The organism is Mesorhizobium ciceri biovar biserrulae, assembly GCF_001618845.1.
Taxonomy (GTDB): Bacteria; Pseudomonadota; Alphaproteobacteria; order Rhizobiales; family Rhizobiaceae; genus Mesorhizobium; species Mesorhizobium ciceri.
The window spans coordinates 5519002-5534226 of sequence record NZ_CP015064.1; the positions used below are offsets into that span (position 1 = coordinate 5519002).

Annotated in this window: 13 protein-coding genes; 4 read left to right on the forward strand and 9 right to left on the reverse strand. The window is 64.9% G+C overall.

The genetic code is table 11. The features are described 5' to 3' along the window. Positions 1–303: 303 nt before the first annotated feature. Positions 304–2232: a coiled-coil domain-containing protein gene (locus A4R29_RS35150; RefSeq protein WP_244506868.1), complete on the forward strand. Its 1929-nt coding sequence runs from the start codon at positions 304–306 to the stop codon at positions 2230–2232. 151 nt (positions 2233–2383) lie between these two features. Here the strand turns inward: A4R29_RS35150 and A4R29_RS33395 are convergent, their stop codons facing one another. The 8 genes from A4R29_RS33395 to A4R29_RS26060 all read right to left on the reverse strand — a co-directional run bounded on the left by A4R29_RS33395 (position 2384) and on the right by A4R29_RS26060 (position 10835). Further along, positions 2384–3037, reverse strand: a complete 654-nt coding sequence (locus tag A4R29_RS33395; protein ID WP_082827496.1) for a hypothetical protein — start codon at positions 3035–3037, stop codon at positions 2384–2386. A 449-nt stretch (positions 3038–3486) separates the two neighbouring features. After that, entirely contained in the window at positions 3487–3840 is a 354-nt protein-coding gene (locus A4R29_RS26030; protein ID WP_024503728.1) for a cupin domain-containing protein, read from the reverse strand. A 333-nt stretch (positions 3841–4173) separates the two neighbouring features. Next, positions 4174–5067, reverse strand: a complete 894-nt coding sequence (locus A4R29_RS26035; protein ID WP_063173811.1) for a sugar phosphate isomerase/epimerase family protein — start codon at positions 5065–5067, stop codon at positions 4174–4176. Between the two features lie 64 nt (positions 5068–5131). Beyond that, positions 5132–6070, reverse strand: a complete 939-nt coding sequence (locus tag A4R29_RS26040; protein WP_013529341.1) for an ABC transporter substrate-binding protein — start codon at positions 6068–6070, stop codon at positions 5132–5134. A 76-nt stretch (positions 6071–6146) separates the two neighbouring features. Continuing rightward, positions 6147–7145, reverse strand: a complete 999-nt coding sequence (locus tag A4R29_RS26045) for an ABC transporter permease subunit (RefSeq protein WP_013529340.1) — start codon at positions 7143–7145, stop codon at positions 6147–6149. Next, the gene (locus tag A4R29_RS26050) at positions 7142–8686 is read right to left on the reverse strand and encodes a sugar ABC transporter ATP-binding protein (protein ID WP_063173175.1); all 1545 of its coding nucleotides are present in this window, start codon (positions 8684–8686) and stop codon (positions 7142–7144) included. The genes A4R29_RS26045 and A4R29_RS26050 overlap by 4 nt, the downstream gene beginning before the upstream one ends. After that, a complete protein-coding gene (locus A4R29_RS26055) occupies positions 8683–10062 on the reverse strand; it encodes an acetate and sugar kinases/Hsc70/actin family protein (RefSeq protein WP_063173176.1) in 1380 nt (459 codons plus the stop codon). Before A4R29_RS26055 ends, A4R29_RS26050 begins: the two co-directional genes overlap by 4 nt. Continuing rightward, positions 10059–10835, reverse strand: a complete 777-nt coding sequence (locus A4R29_RS26060; RefSeq protein WP_013529337.1) for a DeoR/GlpR family DNA-binding transcription regulator — start codon at positions 10833–10835, stop codon at positions 10059–10061. The genes A4R29_RS26055 and A4R29_RS26060 overlap by 4 nt, the downstream gene beginning before the upstream one ends. A 192-nt stretch (positions 10836–11027) precedes the next feature. On the opposite strand from A4R29_RS26060, the gene A4R29_RS26065 reads away from it, so the two are divergent. Genes A4R29_RS26065 through A4R29_RS26075 form a run of 3 tightly spaced genes read left to right on the forward strand, consistent with a single transcriptional unit; the run spans position 11028 to position 14201 of the window. Beyond that, positions 11028–12071: a class II aldolase/adducin family protein gene (locus A4R29_RS26065; RefSeq protein WP_027162934.1), complete on the forward strand. Its 1044-nt coding sequence runs from the start codon at positions 11028–11030 to the stop codon at positions 12069–12071. Between the two features lie 7 nt (positions 12072–12078). Beyond that, the gene (locus A4R29_RS26070; RefSeq protein ID WP_063173812.1) at positions 12079–13353 is read left to right on the forward strand and encodes an FGGY-family carbohydrate kinase; all 1275 of its coding nucleotides are present in this window, start codon (positions 12079–12081) and stop codon (positions 13351–13353) included. Continuing rightward, positions 13350–14201 (forward strand): TIGR01459 family HAD-type hydrolase, encoded by an 852-nt coding sequence (locus A4R29_RS26075; protein ID WP_063173177.1) that lies wholly within the window; start codon positions 13350–13352, stop codon positions 14199–14201. The genes A4R29_RS26070 and A4R29_RS26075 overlap by 4 nt, the downstream gene beginning before the upstream one ends. On the opposite strand, the gene A4R29_RS26080 is transcribed toward A4R29_RS26075, so the two are convergent. Beyond that, on the reverse strand, positions 14188–15198 hold the full coding sequence (locus A4R29_RS26080; RefSeq protein ID WP_063173178.1) for a sugar-binding transcriptional regulator: 1011 nt from the start codon (positions 15196–15198) through the stop codon (positions 14188–14190). The two genes, A4R29_RS26075 and A4R29_RS26080, sit on opposite strands and share 14 nt — an antisense overlap. Positions 15199–15225: the final 27 nt, after the last annotated feature.

Below are 15225 nucleotides of genomic sequence, written 5' to 3' on the forward strand. Positions count from 1 at the left end.
GCCCGGAAATGGCGAATTGTCCGCACCGGCGAACTCTCGCGAGGTTGCTATGCAGAGGCGCAAACCGGCGTTTCAGAGCCCTGCATGCGTCCTTGGTCGGCCATTGCCCGCTACGGAATATCAACTGCGGCGATCTATCGGCACGCGACCGGCGCCCCGCCATCCGCAACAATTCGCAAGGACCAGAAGGATCCCGAAGAAAGCGACGCTCCGAGAGCGGTAAGGCCTTGGCGAATACCAAGGCGAATGACCAGACATCGCTTTATGAACTTGGCAATACACCCAGAACGCACGGGCACGGCAATGCCAAATTATCTTGCCGAAATGTATGCAAACGACGTAAATCTGGCCATTCTGAGCGCAGTGGTGACGCTTGCATCGGTGGGCGTCTATCTTGTGCTCCGGCGTATCCTTGCCGCGGTGCGACGGCGCCGCCTTGCAGCGTTTGACGAAGGCAGATCCGGTTTCGCCGACGAGGCTTCTTGGGAATGGGAAAGCCCGGCCGGACTTGTCGCCGGGCCTGCTTCTTCCAAGGCTGCCAACCCCTTGCATGCGGTCGGCCTGGATGTTCGGGCTCAAAATACCAACTACTCTCGGTTCGGAGTGCGAATCGAACATTTCGCCGCGACATCCGAACCCAGCGGGAGCTCGTCAGTGGTCGAGACCGGTGCTCCTGCACCGAACAGAGTGCAGTCTGGCCGGCTTGCAGCATCCATCAGCGCGATCGCGGAACGTGGGAAGCGGATTTGCGGGTCGGCATGGAACCGATTGCGCCATAAGGCTTCACCGCCAAAAACTGCTCCGTTGGCCTATGCTGCGGATCGCGGTTTGAATTTCACAGCTCAGTTGAGAGATCCCGACCCGGCCATGGCGCCTGCCTCAAACCCTGTCGTTCGCAGGCCGATCGTTCTTGTATCGCGCTTGGGTCTCGCCGCCATTTGTCTGGCCGCGCCGATTGGCTATGCGATGACGAGACAAATCTGGGTCGAAAGCGCTTCCGCCATCTCGCAAACCCAAGATCAGGCCCATCGAGACCTTTCGCGCCCGCTGGGACTTCAGGCGAGTGCCGAATTGCTTGGCCCGGATCTCACGGCTAACCAGGCGCAAGCCGGGACGGATCGTGCTCAGGCTGCCGCTGCAAGACAATTGGCCGACCAGGAGCACCGGGCGGCGGAAGGCGAGCGTGCCAGGAGCGCCGCTCTGCAGGGAGCGCTCCTCGAGGCGAGCAAGCAGATCCACACGCTGAGGGCAAGCATGGCAGCTGCCGATGACGCGCGCGAGGAGCGGTTGCGCAATGAACTCGCGGCAGCCCGCACCCTTGACGCGTTGCGGCGCATTGCGGGAGAGGCCGGCACGATGCTGAGCGAGGGCGCCAGCTATGTCCTTAAGGAGATGCCCGCTGCTCATCTCGAGCAGGAGCAAGCCCAAAGGCAGGCGCGCGATTTATCGCAAGCGCGCGTCCAAATTGAACAGCTTGAGACCGAGGCCGCCAAGGATCGCGCCACGGCCAAGGCTTCACTGGTGCAGGCGAGCGGCATACTCGACGACGAGCGCCGGAAGACGGAGCTGCTTCGTGGCGATCTCGCCGAAGCGAAACTGGCCAATGCCGCACTCATGAAGCGTACGGCTGCGGCTGAGCGGGAACAGACCGACGCGGTCACAGCGAGGCGACAAGTGGAGCGGACCGCAGCTGACACGGAGCGAACGCTCGCACGAGAACGCGCTGCAGCAGCAGCGGCTGTTGAGGAGCTGAAAGAAGCTCGCGTCGAGCGCCAGGCGGCTGAACTGGAGCGAGCCAAGGCAGTCTCAGCGAAAGAGCGTGCCGAGCAGGCCGCAACCGAGACGGCACAGGCTCTGGCACGGGAACGTACTACAGCCGTCATGAATCGTGAGGATCTCGACAGAGCACGCATCGAGCGCGAAGCCGCCGCCCAAGCTCTTTTGGTGCGTGTCGCTAAGCTTCAGGAGGCTCTGGACGAGCAACGCCAGGCCACTGTTTCTCTTGCCCGCGACTTGGCTGCGGCGCGCGGGGACAACGACAGGCTCAGGACCGAGCGCCGCAGCGCGCAGATCGAACCGCCCCTGAAGCCGCGTTCTGGCCGCGCGGCAGCCAGCCAGGTGAAGGCCGTCAGCAAGAAGATTGGCAAGGTTCGCAACCCTTCGCGGATGACCCGGGTGCGTTCGATCACACTTCCTTATTCGCTCTTGCCAAGACACGTGACACCGCAGTGATTTCCGACTGCGCGGTCGCTTCCGTGGAAGGCCATTTTTGATGCCCCGCACCCCTTCGTAACGCACCCGAGGCCTGCTGCCATTTCGGCCAAAGATGAATGGCCTCTCGAATTCGCCCTGCTTCATCAGCGAGAGTGTTCTGCGCGGTGCGCTATGTCAGACCGATCACGCTGCCTGTCGCGTCCAATTCGCATTGGATCGCCGCCTGCCGCGTTTCCACGCTGCCTTGCCGCACATAGTCGATGCTGACCTCGATGGGGGCCGAGATCGTCGCCCGACTCGACTGATGTACGAAGCCCGCGCTGGTGACGCGCACGCTGGTCGCTCCCAACGGAGCGGCGGCCGACTCGATGGCATCATGGCAGGCCCGAACGACTTTATCCGGGACGCCCGGCAGCGCCTCGGTTCGGCTGACTGTTGATTGAGTTTTGCTGTCGCCGGGAGGCTGGAGAGCGGCCGGGAGGTCGAGCGACTGTCCGCCCCTTGCGGACGCAACAGCAGTAGCGGTGGCCGAACCTACCGTCCCCGGGGCTGTCGTAGTGCCGCTTGTGCTGGTCTCGCCGTCGTCCGCCGACGAACTGGAGCCGCCGGGATCGTCGCCAGTCCCTTTGTGCGAGCCGCCCTGGTTGCCGCCGGCGTCATGACCTCCGCCGCCACCATGGCCACCAGAACCATGGCCGCCGTTGCCATGCCCTCCGCCTTGCTGACCACCCGTTGCAGCTCCTGCGCAAACTGCCGCGATCGAGCAAGCTAAGACGAAATACGCACAGGTGAATCCACGCGATTGACGCACGACGACCTCCATGGATGCGTCGGTCCAACCGTCTTTCCGCGGCGTGCAGTCAGAACGGCGCGAACCGCCGCTGCCCCCGAGGCAACCTCGCGATTGCCGCGCCCCCGAAAGAACTAGGGGATCAATCCGGTGTATCAAGGATACTTGGCCGGTAAGCACCGATGAGAGATCGCTTGGCTGGCGAGTGCCGTATCATTCATGTCGAGGCCGACCGTCTGGATGACGCCACAGACGCCTTCATGACCCAATGACCGGAGTCCGAGGAGTGGCCTGGCCGAGGCCCCGGCGAATGCAGAGATCAGCGAATACGCTTACCGCGCCCAGGTCAGCGCACCTCCTCCGAGCCATCGGCAACACCCAGGCGATGTCGGGTGGGATGGCCTCCAAAAGGCCCCCGGTGGCACGAAAAAGCTTCGCTTGAGCACTCGCCGCGATGGCGCGGCCAGACGGATCACCCCGCTTCAGCCGACCCGCACGACAAAATGCTTCGTCACCGGCTCGATGATCTTCCAGGTTCCCTTGAAATCCGCTTCCACGACGAAGGCATCGCCGGGGCCGACCTCGACCGGCGTGCCGCCGTCCGGCGTGATGATGATGCGGCCGGCGATCATGTGCACGAACTCGTAGTCGGTATAGGTGGCGTGATAGGTGCCGGGCGTCGCCCGCCAGGTGCCCGACAGCACCTTGCCGTCCTCGGTCGTGTGCTGGACGGCGGTTTGCATGGTCGGCCTGCCCTCGACGACGATCCAGCCAGCCAGATCGCCTGCGTCCGCGTGTTCGACGGTGCCGAATTTGAGGATTGTCTCGCGTGTCATGTGCTGAACTCCGTTTGGGGATTGCGTGGCGCTGTTTGCCTGGCCGGTCAGATAACCGATGCACCTGCCGCGAGCAATGCCGCCGCCATACGGCCGGCACCTTGGCTGACGGTGCATCAAACAAAAACCCGCCTGTGCGGCGGGTCACTGGCGCAAATCAGCACCATAGGCAAAAATGTACCATAGCTGAGGTCACCGAGTCAAGAAAAAATTCCTATCGCGAAAAAAGCTGGCGGCGCAAAAGCTGCCAGCACTGGCTGCCATAAGGCCGTTTGTTGATTTGAAGTCAGAGCCCTGCCATGCGGCGCACGCCGCGCCCTCTCGACGGGCGGGTTAGGGTTTGTGGCGCGCCGAGACGAGTTCCGCCTTGCGCCTTGCCGTCTCCAGCCCGAGCCCGATGAAGGCGCGCGCGTGCTTGGCCAGCGCCATGTTGTCCGTCCACAGATTGCGCCAGATGGCGGTCTTCTTCGACAGGTTCTCATCGACGATTTCCGAAGAGAAGGATTCGAAGCTGAGATCGTCGCTGTAGCCGATCGCCGTCAGCGCATCGAAGATCGCGGCGAAATCGATATTGCCGGTGCCGAGGAAGCCGCGATGGCTTTCGCCGATATGGACATAGCCGATCTTGTCCGCGGCTTGACGGATGGCCAGCCCGACATCGGCCTCCTCGATGTTCATGTGGAACGTGTCGAGATGCAGGAAGATGTTGTCCGAGCCAGTGTCCTCGATGAAGGCCAGTCCTTGCGCGGCGGTGTTGAGCAGATTGCTTTCGAAGCGGTTGACGATCTCGAGGTTGAGCGTGACGCCGGCCGCCTTGGCTGTCTCGGCAACCTTGGCCAGCGTGCCGGCACTGCGCTGCCATTGATCGCGCGTCGGCGCCTCGACCTGCAATCCGTGGCTGGTCGAGAGAATGCCGGCGACCTTCCGACCGCCGAGGTCACGCGTCAGCGCGATGGTATCGTTGAGGATTTCGACGCCGCGCGCGGCAATCGCCCTGTCGGCGCTCGAAATATCGCCGTCAACAGGCAATCCGATGCTGATCGCCACGCCGAGGCCAAGATCGGCGATGCGCCCCGCAAGCCCGCCGATGTCGACATTGGCGGGGTCGAGATAGGAGAATTCGATGAGGTCGAAGCCGGCCTCCCTGGTGTTGGCCAGCGTGCGCTCCAGATCGGCCTGAGCCGAGCTCGCCGACCAGACGAAAGAATGGATTCCAATACGCGACATCATCGTCTCCGGTGCTGACAAGGTGCGGCCGGGTCATCCCGGCCGCACCGGCCTTGGGAAGAATTTAGCGGGCTGCGGTCCAGCCCTTGTAGTCCTTCAGGTTCTCGGCCGTGATCAGCTTCGGGTCGAGCAGAACGGTCGGCTCCGCCGGCTTCTTGCCGGCCAGCAGTTCGGCCGCCATCGTCAGTGACTGGCCGGCCATCACATAGGGATCCTGCGAGGCCGAGGCCTTGATCATCGAGGTGCCGGAAGAGAGTTCCTTCTCGATATCGGGCGCGCCGTCGACGGCGGTGAAGATGAACTCCGAACGGTTGAGCTGCTTGGCCGCGAGCTGGGCGCCGATCGCCGTCGGGTCATTGATGGCAAACACCGCATCGATCTTGTCGAAGCGGGTGAGCAGCGACTGAAACACCTTCAGGCCGCCGTCGCGCGAGCCTTCGGCATTCTGGTCGTCGGAGAGGATCTTGATGTCGGGATGCTGCGAAAGCACGTTCTTGCAGCCCTTCACCCGCTCCAGGATCGAGGACGATGCCGGTCCGTTGAGGATGACGTAGTCGCCCTTGCCGCCGGTGTGGTCGACCAGATACTGGCAGGCCTCTTCGCCGGCCTTGACGTTGTTGGTCATCACGGTGACGTCGGCGCCCGGAGCCGAAACGTCGAAGGCGGCAACGACGATGCCCGCGGCCTGTGCCTTCTTCACCGCCGGCGCGATCGCCTTGGCGTCGACGGCATTGAGCATGATCACGTCGACACCGGCGGCGATGAACGAATCGACCTGCGAGACCTGCTTGTTGAGGTCATAGTCGGCCGATACCGAGGTCACCTCGACTTTCGGGTTGATCTTCTTGGCCGCGTCCTCGATGCCCTTGATGGTGGCGACGAAGAAGGGATTGCCGAGCAGGCCGACCGAGATACCGACCTTGTTGAGGTCCTTGGCCGAAGCAGGCGCGATGGCGAGCGACGCGAGTGCGACGCCGCAGAGCAGTTTGGCGATGGTCTTCATTGCTTTCCTCCGATTGCCCCGCGCCTCTCACGGTGCGTTACACAAACCGGTCGTTGACGCCGGCGACTAAGGTCAATCACGTTCTTGCTCCTGCCTGGAGCCTGTAGCGGTCGAGGGCGACCGCCACGATGATGACCAATCCCTTGATGATGTACTGCCAGATGTCCGAGACACCGGCCAAGATGAGCCCGTTGGAGAGCACCGCGATGATCAGGCCGCCGATCAGCGTTCCCCAGATCGAGCCGACGCCGCCGACGAAGCTGGTGCCGCCGAGAATGACCGCGGCAATAGCGTCGAGTTCGTAGGACTGGCCCAGCTGCAAGCCGTTGGCGGCGTAGAGCCGGGCCGCCGACATGGCGCCGCCGAGGCCGGCCAGCAGGCCGGAAACGCCATAGACGAAGAGCAGCACCAGCGGCACCTTGATACCGGTCAGCCGCGCCGCTTCGGCATTGCCGCCGACGGCGTAGATCCAGGTGCCGAGCACGGTGCGCTTGAGCACCAGCCAGGACAGCACCACCACCGACAGTGCGATGATGACCAGCCACGGGATGCCGAACAGCGAACCGTTGCCGATGAAATCGAACGGCAGGTCCGAATTGAACACCGTGGTGTCCTGGCCGAGCAGGCGGGCGACACCGCGCACCGCGGTCAGCGAACCCAGCGTGACGATGAAGGGCGGCAGCTTGATGTAGGCGATGAGCAGCCCGTTGATGAGGCCGAAGCCGAGGCCGACCAGAATGGCCGCCGGCACGCCGAGCAGACCCCAGTCCGGCACCAGCGATACGATCACCGCCACCATCGCCGATGCGGCGAGGATGGCGCCGACGGACAGGTCGATGCCGCCGGTGAGGATGACGAAGGTCATGCCGGCCGCCAGCACGATGTTGATCGACGACTGCTGGGTGACGATCAACAGGTTGGTCTCGGTCAGGAAGCGCGGGTTCAGGAACTGGAAGCCGGCCGCCAGCAGGATCAGCACCGGCAGCATGCCAAGGGCAGCGAAAGCCGTGCGCAACCGTCGGCTCGTGCCGGTCGCCTGGCCGACTGCGCTGATCTCGGTCGCCTTGTCGGTCATTGCTGGGCCGCTCCCGTTGCAAGTTCCATGATTTCCTCCTGGCTTAGCGGTTCGCCTTGCGATGCCGTCACCTCGCCCGATATCGTGCCGTCGCGCATCACCAGCACCCGGTCGGCGACGCCGATCACCTCGGGCAGTTCGCTGGAGATCATCAGGATGGCGATGCCCTGCTTGGCGAGATTGTCGATCAGCCGGTAGATTTCCGATTTCGCTCCGACATCGACGCCGCGGGTCGGCTCGTCGAGGATGACGACCTTCGGCTCGGTCTCGAGCAGGCGGGCGAGCAGCACCTTCTGCTGGTTGCCGCCCGACAGCGAGCCGGCATTGGCCTGCACCGAACTGGTGCGGATGGAGAGATCGGCAACGGCCTTGGAAGCACGCCTTTCGGCGGCCGCGAAGTCGCGCAAGCCGCCGGCACGCGAATCCCGCGCCAGCACGCCCATGCTGATATTGTCGGAGATCGACATGTCGAGGAACAGGCCGAGTTCCTTGCGGTCCTCGGTCAGATAGGCGATGCCGGCATCGAGCGCCTCGCGCGGCGAGCCGATGGTTACAGGTTTGCCGTCGAGTTCCAGCGTGCCTGAAATGTGCCTGTCGGCGCCGAAGATCAGCCGCGCAAGCTCTGTGCGGCCGGAACCGACCAGACCCGCCAGCGCCAGCACCTCGCCCTTGTGCAGGTCGAACGAACAGTTTTTCAGGAGACGGCCGTCGGACATGGCGCGCACCGAGAGCGCCACCGCGCGCTTTTCATCCGGCGGCCGATGATCCTTCTTGTAGAAAGCCGACAAATCGCGGCCGACCATCATCGAGACGAGGCGCGAGGCACTGAGGTCGGCACGCTCGAGCGTGCCGACATAACCGCTGTCGCGCAGCACGCTGACGCGGTCGGCAAGCTGGTACACCTCTTCCATGCGGTGGCTGATGTAGATGATGGCGATGCCTTGCGATTTCAGCGTCGCGATGACCTCGAACAGCCGGTCGGTCTCGCGCGAGGTCAGCGACGTGGTCGGCTCGTCCATGACGATGATGCGCGCATTGGTCGATAGCGCGCGGGCGATCTCGACCAGCTGGCGCTCGCCGAGCGACAGGCTGGAGACCATGTCGCGGGCCGAAAAGGAAACGCCGAGCCGCTTGATGATCTCGCTGGCGCGCCGGGTGCACTGGTCGCGATCGACGATGCCGAAGCGTCGCGGCTCGTTGCCGAGGAAGATGTTCTGCGCCACCGTCAGATTGGGCGCCAGCGACAGCTCCTGATAGATCACCGCGACGCCGCTGGCGCGCGCCTTGATCGGATCGCCGGTCGCAGCCGGCATGCCGTCGATCAGGATCTCGCCGCCGGCATCCGGCCGATAGGCGCCTGAAAGCACTTTCATCAATGTCGACTTGCCGGCGCCGTTCTCGCCCATCAGGGCGTGCAGCTCCCCGGCATGGACGCTGAGCGAGACATCGTGCAAGGCTCGGATCGCGCCGAACGTCTTTGAGATGTGGCGCATCTCCAGCACCGGCTGACGCGCCGTCTCGGCCTGGGCAATCGCACTCATCGCGCACCTCCCACTGCCGCACCGGCGACGCCCCGGTCCATCGTGGCGTCACGCCAGTTGCTGCGATAGCCTGCCAACCCGGTGAAACGCGACGCGTGCACCGGCTCTGGAACTTCGGCGGCGAATTCGCGCCCGACGCTCTCGAAGGCGAGCGCCGCTGCACCCGTGGCGCTGCCCTCCAGCGTGGCGCCCTGCAGGAAAGCCTGGCCGGGACGCAACTGCGCCAGCAGTCCGGCCAACACACCGCCTGTGTTCAGCCCGCCATCGACGATCACCGTGTTGTTCGAATGGATGAGGTCGAGCGACAGATCGACCATCAGCGCGACGTAGAGCAGCGCCGCCGCCGCGCGTTCCTCGGCATCGGGCGTGCGCCCCACCAGCCGGCCGGACTGACTGGGCATCGGCCCACCTGGCGCGAAGCTCGGCAGCGCCATGATGCCGGCATCGATCACCCGCTGCACCACCGGACCGGCGATCTCGCCTTGCCAGCCGCCGCTGATGGTTGCGAATTCGCGCCCGCCCATGAAGCGAATGGTCGGCACCGGGCCGCCATCGACATCGACGTTGACCAGCATGTCGCGATCCCGGTCGAGCGTGTCGAGCGGGCAGTCCGGATTGAGCACGACGACCCAGGTGCCGGTCGAAACGACGGTGACCGGGCCAAGCTCCTGCCGGCGATAGGCATAGAGCGCCGCATTCGAATCATGGACGCCGTTGTGGATGGCGATCGGTCGCGCCGCAGCGTCGAGGCGGTGCTCGCCGATAACAGTGCCGGCGCGCTCGAAGCCAGGCATCCGGCCACGCCAGCCCTGCGCGTCGACCAGCGAGGAAAAGTCCTGGCTCCGCGGCGCCCACAGATGCGAATGGCAGCCGAGATAGGACACTTCCGAGACCGCCCGCCCGCCAAGGCGCCAGCTCCAGTATTGCGGATAGCCGAGGATCGATTTCGACGTAGCGAACGCGTCGGGATCGACCTCCTGCAGCCACAGCATGTGGCGGCCGTAGTTGAAGCCGAGCGGCAGCCGCGGCGAAAAGGTCTCGGAAAAGTCCGGAATGCGGCGATCGATCCGCGCGGCAATCTCGGCCGGCGGCTCTTGCTCGTAATCGAGGATCGGATGCGTCAGCGCCGCTTCGTCGACCAAGGCAAAGGTGCAGCCATGGCCCGACACCATGACCCCTTCCATTCCATGACCGTCGACCGCATCGGCAACGGCGCTGAGCGCCCAATGGTGGAGCGCCGCCTCGTCGAGCACGCTGAAGCCGCCTTGGCGCATCCATTTCGGCTGTGTCCGGCGCTCGTCGATGATCCGCCCGTCCTGGCCGAAGACGAACAGCTTCGAATTGGTCTTGCCGAAATCGAGGACAGCCACCTTCACTGGATGGCTCCCGAGGCTATCCGCACCATGACGCCGGCGTCTTCCAGCATGCGCGCATCGGCGTCGGAGAGACCGTCGTCGGTGACCAGCGTGCCGATGCGGGAAAGCGGCAGCGCGACGTTGCGCGCGTGGATCGACAGTTTGCGGCTGTCGGCCAGCACCACGATCTGGTCGGCGCAAAGGCTGAGATCGACGATCGAGCGTACCAGCAGCGGGTGCGATTCCATCACGCCTTCCTGGCCAAGGCCTTGCGCGCCGAGAAAGAATTTGGAGGCATAGAAGGGCACGGCCTGGCTGAGCGAATGAATGATGCCGGGTTCGCGATGCAGATCACCGCCCGCAACCGTCAGGCTGCAATGGCCGTGGTCGCTGAGATAGGCCGCCAGCGGCATCGAGTTGGTGTAGAGGCGGATGTTGCGCTCGGCGAGCTTGACGCCCAGATGGAAGCAGGTCGAGCCGCCATGCACGATGACGGCGTCGCCGTCGCGCACCATGGTCGCCGCGAGAGCAGCGATCTGCCGCTTGGCCTCGACCGCAAGGTCGCGGTTCTCGTCGTAAGGCCTGGCGTAGGCAACACCGGCCTGGGAAGCGCCGTCGAGCGCCGAGATGCCGCCATAGACCTTCCGCGCTTCGCCGGCCTCGTCGATCCTGTCGATATCGCGCCTGACCGTCGCGGCTGAAACGCCAAGCCGCTCCTGCAACTCGCGCACCGAAGCGAACGGACGATCCCGCAACAGTTCGACGATCTGACGCTGACGGCCGGAGTCGCTCAATTCTTTCCTCCCGGATGCCATTTTCCATGGCAATTGGCGTAACTTACTCAACATTAGTCGGATTGCAAGCGTGTTTGATGACAGTAGATCACTATTGACGTAGATCACTCGTTTCTGCGATATCAGCGCCAATTCGATCCCGGCAACGGGATTTCGCGCAGGACACGGCCGAGCCGTTGGAGGAAAAGCGCCATGGCGACCCAAGCTGACGCGCAGGAACTGGCGGCCTTGCGGGCGCTTTCGGCCAGCATCGGGCGGAGCCCGCATCTCACCCAGGCGGCAGGCGGCAACACCTCGCTGAAAGCCGGCGACACGCTGTGGATCAAGGCCTCCGGCACCTGGCTGAAAGACGCGCTCGTCGATGACATCATGGTGCCGGTGGCGATGGCGCCGCTGCTGAAAGCCGTCGAACAGCGCGATCGCGCCGCCGACCAGCCGCAGGGTTTCACCATTGCAGCGCTCAACCCGCGCGGCCTGCGGCCATCGATCGAGACCACGGTGCACGCTTTGATGCCGCAGCGCGTCGTTCTGCATGTCCATTGCGTCGACACCATCTCGCTTGCCGTGCAGGCCGATGGCGAGGCCGAGGTCGCCAAGCGGCTCGATGGCATCGAATGGGCCTATGTGCCCTATTTCCGGCCCGGCCTGCCGCTTGCACGCGGCATTGCCGAAAAACTGCGGCCTGGTGTCGACGTGCTGATCCTTGGCAATCACGGGCTGGTCGTCGCTGCCGAAACCGTCGCCGGGGCGGAGCTTCTGCTGCGCCGTATCAGGTCATTGCTGGCCCGGCCGGCGCGCGCGACCGCCGCACCCGACCTCGACGCCTTGGCCGCGCTTGCCGGCGACAGCGGCTACAGATTGCCGGCCGATGTCGAAGCGCATGCGGTTGCGCTCGACCCTGAGAGCCGCCGCATGGCGCAGGCCGGCAGCCTCTATCCGGACCACGTCATCTTCCTCGGCCAGGGCTCCGTCGTGGCGAAGCCAGGCGAGGCCGTGGCCGATGTCGTTGCGAGACTGGGCACGCCGCCTGCGGCGATCCTGTTTCCCGGCGCAGGCGTGCTGATGCGCGGCGACGCCAGTGCCGGCGCCGATGCCATGCAACGCTGCCTCGCCGACGTGACGGCGCGTGTCGACATCGCCGCGCGGCTGAACTATCTCACCGCTTCCGAGAATGACGAGCTGGTCAACTGGGACGCCGAGCAGTATCGCCAGAAGCTCAACGCGGCTGGCGGCTAGCATGGACATGATGCCACTTGTCATCGGCATCGACATTGGCACATCAGGTGCGCGCGCCGTCGCCATGCGCCCTGACTTTTCCATAGCCGGGCATTCGGCCGTCCCACTCGACAGGTTTGGCGGCGATGGCCGAGCCCCCACGGCGTGGCGGCAAGCGGTGAAGGCGGTGCTGACGGAGCTGCTTTCCGGCATCGACCGCACGGCGGTCCGCGCCATCGCCGTCGACGGCACCTCCGGCACGCTGCTGCCGGTCGACGCCGCCGGGCGGCCGCTGGCCGAACCGCTGATGTACAACGACAAGGTCGATGACGACGACATCCTGGCCGCGATCGCCCGCACCGCGCCGGCTGCAAGTGCAGCGCACGGAGCGACATCCGGCCTCGCCAAGGCCCTGCGCTTCCAGCATCTGCCGGGGATTGCAATGGTGCTGCATCAGGCCGACTGGATTGCCGGAAACTTCTCCGGCCGCTTCGACGTCAGCGACGAGAACAATGCCCTGAAGACAGGTTATGATGTCGAGGCCCGCCGCTGGCCGGAATGGATCGCGGCGACCGGAATGCGCATGGAGTTGCTGCCGCGCGTGGTCGTGCCGGGCGAGGTCACGGGCGCCCTCACCGCGGAAGCCGGGGAACTGTTCGGCTTGCCGCGCGATGTGGCCGTCGTCGCCGGCACCACGGATGGCTGCGCCTCGTTCCTGGCGACCGGTGCTGCCGCGATCGGCGACGGCGTCACTGCGCTGGGATCCTCGCTGACCATCAAGATCCTGTCCGACCGGCCGATTTCGGCGCCGCGCTTCGGCATCTACAGCCACCGGCTCGGCAACGCCTGGCTGGCGGGCGGTGCCTCGAACTCAGGCGGCAAGGTGCTGGCCCAGCACTTTCCGCTCGCCCGTATCATCGAACTCAGCGCGACAATCGACCCGGAGACGGGCACCGGCCTCGATTACTATCCGCTTCCCGCCACGGGCGAACGGTTTCCGATCGCCGATCCGGCGCTGCCGCCTCGCCTTGCGCCGCGGCCGGCGGACGACGCCGATTATCTGAAAGCGATGTTCGAAGGCATCGCCGCGATCGAAGCGCTCGGCTATGACAGGCTTGCCGAACTCGGCGCGCCCACGCTGATATCGGTCAGGAGCGTCGGAGGCGGGGCAGCGAACCCGGCCTGGACGGCAATCCGGCGTCGCAGGCTCGGCGTCGATTTCCTGCCCGCGCTTTCCGACGAGGCCGCCGCCGGCACGGCGCGGCTGGCGCTGATGGGTGCAAGCCGGGCAGGACTCCTATGAGCGCGAAAACGATCGAACGTCTCGACGGCCTCGGGCCGCTGGCGGAGCGCTATAATGTGTTCCTGCTCGACCAGTTCGGCGTGCTGCACGACGGCACGCGGCCCTATCCAGGCGCGGTGGCAGCGCTATCGGCGCTGAAACGCGCCGGCAAGACCGTGGTGCTGGTTTCGAACTCCGGCAGGCGGGCTCAACCCAATGAAAGCCGGCTCATGAAACTCGGCTTCGAACCGGGAAGCTGGGATCATTTCGTTTCTTCCGGGGAGGTGGCGTGGCGATCCTTTGGGGAGATGGCGGCGTCGGGAAAGCTGCGCCCGGGGACAAAATGCCTGCTGATCAGCCGCGACAATGACCGCTCCGCGATCGAAGGCCTGCCATTTGCGCTGACCGGGTCCGGCGATGAGGCCGAGCTGGTGCTGATCGCGGCCAGCGAGGGTGACCGCTTTGACTTTGACCATTATCGCAGGCTGTTCGCGCCGGCGGCGGAGCGGCGGGTGCCGTGTTTCTGCACCAATCCCGACATCATCATGCTGACGGCCGTTGGCCCTCGCTTCGGCGCCGGCCGGCTGGCCGATCTCTACGAGAGCCTGGGCGGCAGCGTTACCCGCATCGGCAAGCCCGACACGGCGATTTTCGAAGCCGCGCTGGCGCTGGCCGGCGAGCCGGACCGTCGCACCGTGGTCTGCGTCGGCGACAGCGTCGAACACGACATATCGGGGGGAAACAGCACCGGCCTCGCCACCGCGCTGGTGCTGAGCGGAATACTGGCGGACACACCGGATCTCGCCGCTGTTTTCGACGAACAGCAGGCGTGGCCGGACTACATCATGGACAGCTTCAGCTTCCGCTGACCGCTTCCAGCATGCGCCGCGCGCTCTCCTCGTCGGTGATCAGGATGGTTGGGGCGATGAGGGTCATGGCGCCGAGCAGCGCTTCGGTCTTCTCCTCGCCACCGGAGGTGAGGATGCGGATCGGCGCCTTGCGCAGACGGTCGACATCCACCGACATCACGTGGCTGTTGACGGGATGGTCGACCAGATCGCCGTTGCGGTCGAAGAAATGGAACAGGAGGTCACCCACGGCGCCACGCGCAAGCAGGGCCTCCCGATCCGCCTCCTTGAGGAAGCCACCACGAGAGAAGGTGGTGGCCGAGGCGATCCCGCCGACGCTCAGCAGAACGGCATCGAGCACGTCGGCCATTTCGAAAATCTCCTGCAGGCCGCAGCGCTCGATCAGGGCGATCTTGGTCTCGACGCTGTCGACCACGGCTGGTGTCGGCATCAGATAGCCGTCGCCCTGGAATATCTGAGCGAAGCGCCAGGCGAACTCGGCTGGGTTGACCCGGCGCACGACGCCGACACCGCCAAGCAGCGAAATCACCTTGAAGTCGGTGAGCGACTTGGCGCTGATGAAGGGCAGGCTCGAGAACAGCGTCTGCCCCCAGCCGACACCGACCCGCATGCCGGACTTCATCGTGTCCGACAGGAAGCTGCCGGTTTTGGCGCTGATCGCTGATATGGGATCGGCATCGGCTGCCGAAAGCGGCGCCACCAGAGCCTGCTGCAGCCCGAACGTCTTCTCCAATGCGCGCTCAAGCCGCACGATTTCCGACAATTCGCTCTCGATGGTGATCTTCACTTCGTTGCGCGCCCGGGCATCCGCCAGCATGCGCACGATGGTGACGCGACCGACGCCGAGCACGTCGGCGATCTCGTTCTGCGTCATCTGCTCGACGAAATACATCCAGGCGGCGCGAATCCTGAGGCGATCCGTCCGGCTTTCGCTAGCGACCAGCTCGGTTGCCTCGCCTCGACCGTCTTCGCTTTCGCCCTGTCGTCGTCTGCCCAAGTCTGTCTCTCCCCCTGCGGCGACGGA

Coding starts and splice junctions, on each gene's coding strand:
- A4R29_RS35150 (WP_244506868.1), top strand. CDS start 304: ATGCCAAATTATCTTGCCGAAATGTATGCAAACGACGTAAATCTGGCC.
- A4R29_RS33395 (WP_082827496.1), bottom strand. CDS start 3,037: ATGGAGGTCGTCGTGCGTCAATCGCGTGGATTCACCTGTGCGTATTTC.
- A4R29_RS26030 (WP_024503728.1), bottom strand. CDS start 3,840: ATGACACGCGAGACAATCCTCAAATTCGGCACCGTCGAACACGCGGAC.
- A4R29_RS26035 (WP_063173811.1), bottom strand. CDS start 5,067: ATGTCGCGTATTGGAATCCATTCTTTCGTCTGGTCGGCGAGCTCGGCT.
- A4R29_RS26040 (WP_013529341.1), bottom strand. CDS start 6,070: ATGAAGACCATCGCCAAACTGCTCTGCGGCGTCGCACTCGCGTCGCTC.
- A4R29_RS26045 (WP_013529340.1), bottom strand. CDS start 7,145: ATGACCGACAAGGCGACCGAGATCAGCGCAGTCGGCCAGGCGACCGGC.
- A4R29_RS26050 (WP_063173175.1), bottom strand. CDS start 8,686: ATGAGTGCGATTGCCCAGGCCGAGACGGCGCGTCAGCCGGTGCTGGAG.
- A4R29_RS26065 (WP_027162934.1), top strand. CDS start 11,028: ATGGCGACCCAAGCTGACGCGCAGGAACTGGCGGCCTTGCGGGCGCTT.
- A4R29_RS26070 (WP_063173812.1), top strand. CDS start 12,079: ATGATGCCACTTGTCATCGGCATCGACATTGGCACATCAGGTGCGCGC.
- A4R29_RS26075 (WP_063173177.1), top strand. CDS start 13,350: ATGAGCGCGAAAACGATCGAACGTCTCGACGGCCTCGGGCCGCTGGCG.